A 6,727-nucleotide genomic window follows, 5' to 3' on the forward strand; every position below is an offset into this window, starting at 1 on the left:
GGCTGACATGGAAAACTTGACTGGCTTCTGTTTTGGGCATACCGTCTAGTTCAATGGCATCAATAACTTTTTGTCTGAGGTCGTAACTATAGGGGGCTGGCATTTTGGGTCTTCTTAGTCATCTCGTCCTCTCCATTATACGTCCTAACTTTCCTGTCTGGTGCTATACATTGCCCTCACCCTAAATCTGGATCCCAGATACATTGCCCTCACCCTAAATCTGGATCCCAGAGGGGAGAGGGACTTTGAGAGGTAATTAGTCCCTTAATAAATTGCCCTCACCCTAGGTCTCTCTCCTAGATACATTGCCCTCACCCTAGGTCTCTCTCCTAGATACATTGCCCTCACCCTAAATCTGGATCCCAGAGGGGAGAGGGACTTTGAGAGGTAATTAGTCCCTTAATAAATTGCCCTCACCCTAGGGCTTTCTCCTAGATACATTGCCCTCACCGATACATTGCCCTCACCCTAAATCTGGATCCCAGAGGGGAGAGGGACTTTGACCGGAATTATTCATAGTAGCGTCCTCGCCACTGGGTAGGTCTTTGGGTAGCGGAGAGAAAGAGGCGGAAAACAGCGAGGGGGTCAGCGAGGGGAGATAGCCAGAAGACCCATTTAGCTTGTGCTTGGCTGAAATTATATGAAGAAGCGATCGCACCGGACAAAGCGACACGGATAATAAAGAGGAAAGCATTTAAGCGCCATAGACAGGTAAATATAGGGTTATGGTGGGGAGAGAGTAACCCCAAAGCGAAGCCGATAGTTAACACAAACAGGGGTAGACCCTGACAGCATAATAGGAAACCGAGATCCGCCCATAGTCCCGCCCTAGAAGAAGCATCCTTTAAATCAAGCGATCGCCCCCAGCCAGACCAAGTATCCATAAACCCATCATACATCCGCACCTTCAGCAGCGCCGCCCCATCCCAAAACCCGACGCGAAAGCCTTTTTTAGCAGCATTTCTCGCCAAAGTCACATCATCACAAAAGGAATTTGATGCGGTGGTGTAACCATTCAACGCTTCCAAAACCGCACGGCGACACAAAAAGCATTGGCCATTAGCCATAACCCGTTCCGGGGTCATAGGAGCCGTATCGGGGGGGCCAAATCGATAGACGAGGGTAATTAAGAGGGCAGGTTGTAACCACAATTCCCCAGGGTATTTAAGGATAAACTGAGAGGATAGAGAAATCAGGTCATATTGAGAATTTTCTGCCGCCCTAACCAAGGCGGCGACCAGTCCGGGTTGAGGTTGTGTGTCTGCATCAATACCCAAAACCCATTCCGAGGCGGGGGAAGTGTGTAAAAAGCCAGTATGTAAAGCCCAAGGACGACCTACCCAGCCGGGAGGTAAGGGGTCATCGGTAGTTAAGCGGAAACGAGGGTCGCGCTGGCTTTGGGCGATGACCATATCTGGGGTGGCATCGACTGAGTTACTATCAACAATGATGATTTCGCGTACTTCATAGCCTTGGAGGGTCAAACCTGATAAACAAGGACCGAGGCGGGTGGCTTCGTTGAGGGTGGGGACAATGACGCTAACTTTACCCAATAGGTCTGGGGTGGGGGGGGCTATGTGTAATTGTGGGCGACGCTGTAACCCTCGAAATAGGCGGGAGAGTAAAATCGCGGTGGCGGGGAGTTGTAGGGAAAGTATTAACAGGGCTAAGGCACTGATACTCTCGTAAGTGGATAAGTTAAACAGGGCTAGTAGACCAGGGCTGGGGATGAACATAAAGGGGAAACGCACAGGAATATATGTGGGCGGTTTGTGATTAACTGACGGAAGTTAATCGGAAATGCGATCGCTATTAGACCAGTTTTCCCTATCAATGGTCAAGTGAGAGCAACTATGGGGTTTGGAGGAGATTAAATCAACCAGCCTCGCCAGTCCATAGGAAGGTTAGGCAGTAGCCACAACCGCCACTACATCCAGGGTTAATCAAATGCGGACGAAAGGACTTGAACCTTCACGTCGCGAGGACACTAGAACCTAAATCTAGCGCGTCTACCAATTCCGCCACGTCCGCTTATTTGCCAGAATTCATAGTAACACAGATGAGCGATAAAAAAAAGGGGTTAGGGGAAATTAATTTTTGACAGGTGGCTGGGGTAGGTGGAGGAGGTGAAACCCGCGACTGTGGGAAAGGATTACAATATTTATCACCCCCCAGTAGCGGACAGGGGTTTTTTATGGTTTCATACTTCGGATAACTACTTATGTTTAACCAACTGATACGCCTGGTGCGCCGATTTGGTCAATGGTTGACCCAGGTGGGGAATAAGTTACTCAACTTGCTGAACCCTCCCCCACCACCGCAGAGGTCAAACCCTCCCCGACTCCCCGACCATGAATATGAATGGTTATTTCGACAATTGCTGACTAAGGTAGGTCAAGGTTGGAACCGCGACCAGGTGATGGGTTGGCTGCGTCGGAATGAATACCGGGTTACCGAAAGCCAATGGCGGGAATGGTGTCCCCGGTTTCAGCATAGCGCTAAAGACCCAGAAATCTCCCGGCAGCTATCATTATTACACAAGTTAAATTGTGGCGCAATTTCCGAGATAGCCGCTTATTTATTAGGGGAGACACCGCCAGAAACTCCCCCCGAAACACCACCCCCCAACCACCCCCCAACCTCGCCGACTGATTCTGATGCTAAGAAATGGTTTTATGATGGAGTACAACGATATAATAATGGTGATGTGCGTGGGGCTATATCCTCCTGGGAAAAAGCGATCGAATTGAAACCGGATTTACATGAAGCTTGGAATAACCGAGGGATGGCGCTGAAGGATTTAGGAGAGTATGAACAAGCGATATCCTCCTTTGACCAAGCCCTAAAATATAAACCGGATTTACATGAAGCTTGGTATAACCGAGGGAATGCGCTGTATGATTTAGGAGAGTATGAACAAGCCATATACTCCTACGACCAAGCCCTAAAATATAAACCGGATTTACATAAAGCTTGGTTTAACCGAGGGAAGGCGCTGTCTGATTTAGGAGAGTATAAACAAGCCCTATCCTCCTATGACGAAGCCCTAAAATATAAACCGGATAAACATGAAGCTTGGAATAACCGAGGGTTGGCGCTGTATAATTTAGGAGAGTATGAAAAAGCCATATCCTCCTTTGACCAAGCCCTAAAATATAAACCGGATTTACATGAAGCTTGGTCTAACCGAGGGTTGGCGCTGTATAATTTAGGAGAGTATGAAAAAGCCATATCCTCCTTTGACCAAGCCCTAAAATATAAACCGGATTTACATGAAGCTTGGTCTAACCGAGGGGTGGCGCTGAAGGATTTAGGAGAGTTAGAAAAAGCCATATCCTCCTACGACCAAGCCCTAAAATATAAACCGGATTTACATAAAGCTTGGTTTAACCGAGGGAAGGCGCTGTCTGATTTAGGAGAGTATAAACAAGCCCTATCCTCCTATGACGAAGCCCTAAAATATAAACCGGATTTCCATGAACCTTGGTTTAGCCGAGGAAATGCGCTGTATCATTTAGGAGAGTATAAACAAGCGATATCCTCCTATGACCAAGCCCTAAAATATAAACCGGATGACCATGTAGCTTGGTATAACCGAGGGAATGCGCTGTCTTATTTAGGAGAATATAAACAAGCGATATCCTCCTACGACCAAGCCCTAAAATATAAACCGGATTTACATGAAGCTTGGTCTAACCGAGGGGTGGCGCTGAAGGATTTAGGAGAGTTAGAAAAAGCCATATCCTCCTACGACCAAGCCCTAAAATATAAACCGGATTTACATGAAGCTTGGGCTAACCGAGGGATAGCGGCTGGAAAATCACGCCGCACCACCCCTTTTATCGTACCTGATATCAACTCACCGAGACTCTCAGAAATCCTGCACAATCCTAGTTTAGACTTACGCGATTATCCCGGAGAAATTGCTAGTTATCAAGAGGGTTTAAAACATTGCCCCAAATCCACCCACCCCACCGCCTGGGGATTTTTACATCATGTTATCGGTCAAGCGCGTTATTTGCGAGGTAAATTAGCCACAGCTTCTCACCGAATAACTGACGAATTTGGTCAGCCACAAACAGCCAGATACTATTATCAACAGGCGGTGGAAAATTATCAGGAAGCCTTGACCGTTATCACCCCTGATGCTGACCGGGAATTATATTTAACTATTGTCCTTGATTTAATTGCCGCTTTGTGCAAATTAGGAGAAAAGCAGTCAGCCAGACCATGGCATCAACAGGGTTTCGCCACCCTACAAACTTGGATTAATCAAGTTTATCATCAACACCATTCCCTAACCAAGACGGTTAGCCTATCTACCCCTGTCAACCCAGAAGATGAAACCCCCCAACTTGTGCCGGGAAATTTCGGGGAATATCAGTCTATTCCCGCAGTCAAACGGCTGAGGGCAAAATTTAGTTTATTCTATCGTTTTGCCTTTGACTTTGCCAGCCAAGACGAAAACTGGCATCAAGCCTTAGAAGCCGCAGAATTAGAAAAGAATATCCATTTAACTTGGCTGTTATCCACCGCTTCTCAACCCATTGAGATTAGCCCCACGGTAGCACAAATTAACGCCTTGCTTGACCCGGAAACCGCCATGATTTATTGGTATTATGGCAATGATTCTTTGATCACCTTTATCCTGACGGGAGACGACCTGACCGCTATACCCTTATCGGCTTGGGGACAGCAAGAAATGGCAACTTTCATCAAGACTTGGCATCATGATTATGAGAATTATAGTCTCAAAAAGACCTCAGATAATCAGACTTGGAAACAACGGTTAACCGACCATATAGATACCCTGCACAACCTGTTAAACATCCCGGCAATTACGGGGCAATTACCCGAACAAATTAGGCAGTTAATTTTAGTTCCCCATCGAGACTTGCACCGTCTGCCTTTGGAAGCGTTATTCCCCGACAATTTCATCATCACTCGTTTACCCAGCGCCGCTTTTGGTTATGGTCATTCTGCCTCGCCAACCCTGAATCCTAACTCAGGAGTTTCTGTGCTGACTGTGGGTTACCCGGACAGTATCGGCGCGAAAAATCTGCCTTTTACGGAAACGGAAGTGAGTGCTATTGGTCAAATTTTCGCAGGGTATAATAGCCGCCACCAAGGGATTATCGATACCCAAGCGACTGAGGAAACTGTGATATCAGCTTTCGGGCAAAATCACCAAATTTTTCACTTTAGCGGTCATGGGGATTATAACCATGAAAACCCGAATTTGTCAAGTCTTTTGCTATCGGGTTCCCAGCGTTTAACGGGAGAAAAAATAGCCAGTTTATCGCTGACTTCCTATAGTCTGGTGTATCTAAATGCTTGCGAAACGGGTTTAACGAATATGGAAACCATTGAGAAGGAATATGTAGGGTTAGCCAGTGCATTTCTGCGGGGGGGAGTGTCTCAGGTGATTTCCAGTTTATGGCTGGTGAATGATGAATCGGCGGCGGTATTGGCGATTAAGTTTTATCAGGAATATCTAGGGGGTGAAACGGCGGCGATGGCTTTACATAAGGCGAAAAAATGGTTACGCTGTGAGGCGACCTGGGCAGAAATTGCGAAGGTTTATGAATCCTGTTTATCACATCCTTTGAGTGAGAGTAATCAGGGAATTTTAGCCAAGGCTTTAGGACGGATTGAAAGACAGGAAAACCCGGAAGTTATGCCGTTTTCTGATGTTTATCATTGGGGGAGTTTGGTGATTTCGGGTTATTAAGCTAAGGGGGAGTCACTGAGTCCCCTCGGTAGGAAGTGACGGGAGTGGTCACGGACGGGATAAATTAATTATCAAATGGGTGTATACAGATGACGGAGACTGTGGTAGAATTTAGGAGTAGGCGAATCAACGAAATCGTCGAAGTCGCCTGAATCTCTGACGGCATCTTCCACCCTCATAAATTAATCAGCTATGACTCCTAACGATGAAGTAACCATAACGGCATTGATTCACGCTTTAGCGCGTTTGAACAAAAAGTTGCCAACCAATGTGTGTAATCAATTGGCAGCGATTTCCGATGTTGCTAATAATACCAAACAATTAGAGGCGATCGCCATGAATTATACAGACTTAGCCCTATTATATAAGGAGGAGTGCGATCGACTAATGGCTGAGGGAAGCGATCGAAAAAAAGGCTATCTACCGAAATTCGAGCGTGATGATTATAGCAAAGAATTAAGCAATCTGGCGGAGGTAGCGGAGGTAATTTTTCATTCTCCCGACCCGGTAAATGCCTCCAAAGAAACGCTAAATCCTTCGGTAGTTGGCAAACTAAAACAGTTTTTCAGACAACTATTGAAGTGATATCCATCTATTAACTGAATGTACCCCCCAAAAGAAATGACGCTGCAACTGTTTCTACGGGAAGGGTTAGGACAGACCTGAGAAACCATGGATATGGTGACTTAACGCCAGAAAATCCGCACCGCGAAAACCCAGAAGGGGAAATTAATTTGTGACAGGTGGCTGGGGTAGGTGGAGGAGGTGAAACCCGCGACTGTGGGAAAGGATTACAATATTTATCACCCCCCAGTAGCGGACAGGGGTTTTTTATGGTTTCATACTCCCGATAACTACTTATGTTTAACCAACTGATGCGCCTGGTGCGCCGATTTCGTCAATGGTTTAAGCAACTGATGCACCTGGTGCGCCGATTTCTTCAATGGTTGACCCAGGTGGGGAATAAGTTACTCAACTTGCTGAACCCTCCCCCAT

3 protein-coding genes, 1 tRNA gene and 1 pseudogene are annotated in these 6,727 nt (G+C 46.6%); 2 read left to right on the plus strand and 3 right to left on the minus strand.

Annotation, left to right across the window (positions count from 1 at the left end; translation table 11 throughout):
• From P5683_RS21595 to P5683_RS21605, 3 genes and pseudogenes are all read right to left on the minus strand, one after another.
• Window positions 1–103: pseudogene (locus P5683_RS21595) on the minus strand (IS630 family transposase); the annotation flags it as partial.
• Window positions 104–509: 406 nt separating this feature from the next.
• Window positions 510–1,736 (minus strand): 2'-O-glycosyltransferase CruG, encoded by a 1,227-nt coding sequence (cruG, locus tag P5683_RS21600; protein WP_315641123.1) that lies wholly within the window; start codon window positions 1,734–1,736, stop codon window positions 510–512.
• 212 nt (window positions 1,737–1,948) lie between these two features.
• Window positions 1,949–2,031: transfer RNA gene (locus tag P5683_RS21605), tRNA-Leu, on the minus strand.
• Between the two features lie 190 nt (window positions 2,032–2,221).
• Between P5683_RS21605 and P5683_RS21610 the strand changes: the two genes are divergently transcribed.
• Together P5683_RS21610 and P5683_RS21615 are read left to right on the plus strand one after the other, a co-directional pair.
• On the plus strand, window positions 2,222–5,731 hold the full coding sequence (locus P5683_RS21610) for a tetratricopeptide repeat protein (protein WP_315642001.1): 3,510 nt from the start codon (window positions 2,222–2,224) through the stop codon (window positions 5,729–5,731).
• Between the two features lie 192 nt (window positions 5,732–5,923).
• A complete protein-coding gene (locus P5683_RS21615) occupies window positions 5,924–6,316 on the plus strand; it encodes a hypothetical protein (RefSeq protein WP_315641105.1) in 393 nt (130 codons plus the stop codon).
• Window positions 6,317–6,727 lie beyond the last annotated feature (411 nt).

It is taken from the genome of Limnospira sp. PMC 1279.21 (assembly GCF_032349615.1).
In the GTDB taxonomy this organism is placed as follows: domain Bacteria; phylum Cyanobacteriota; class Cyanobacteriia; order Cyanobacteriales; family Microcoleaceae; genus Limnospira; species Limnospira fusiformis.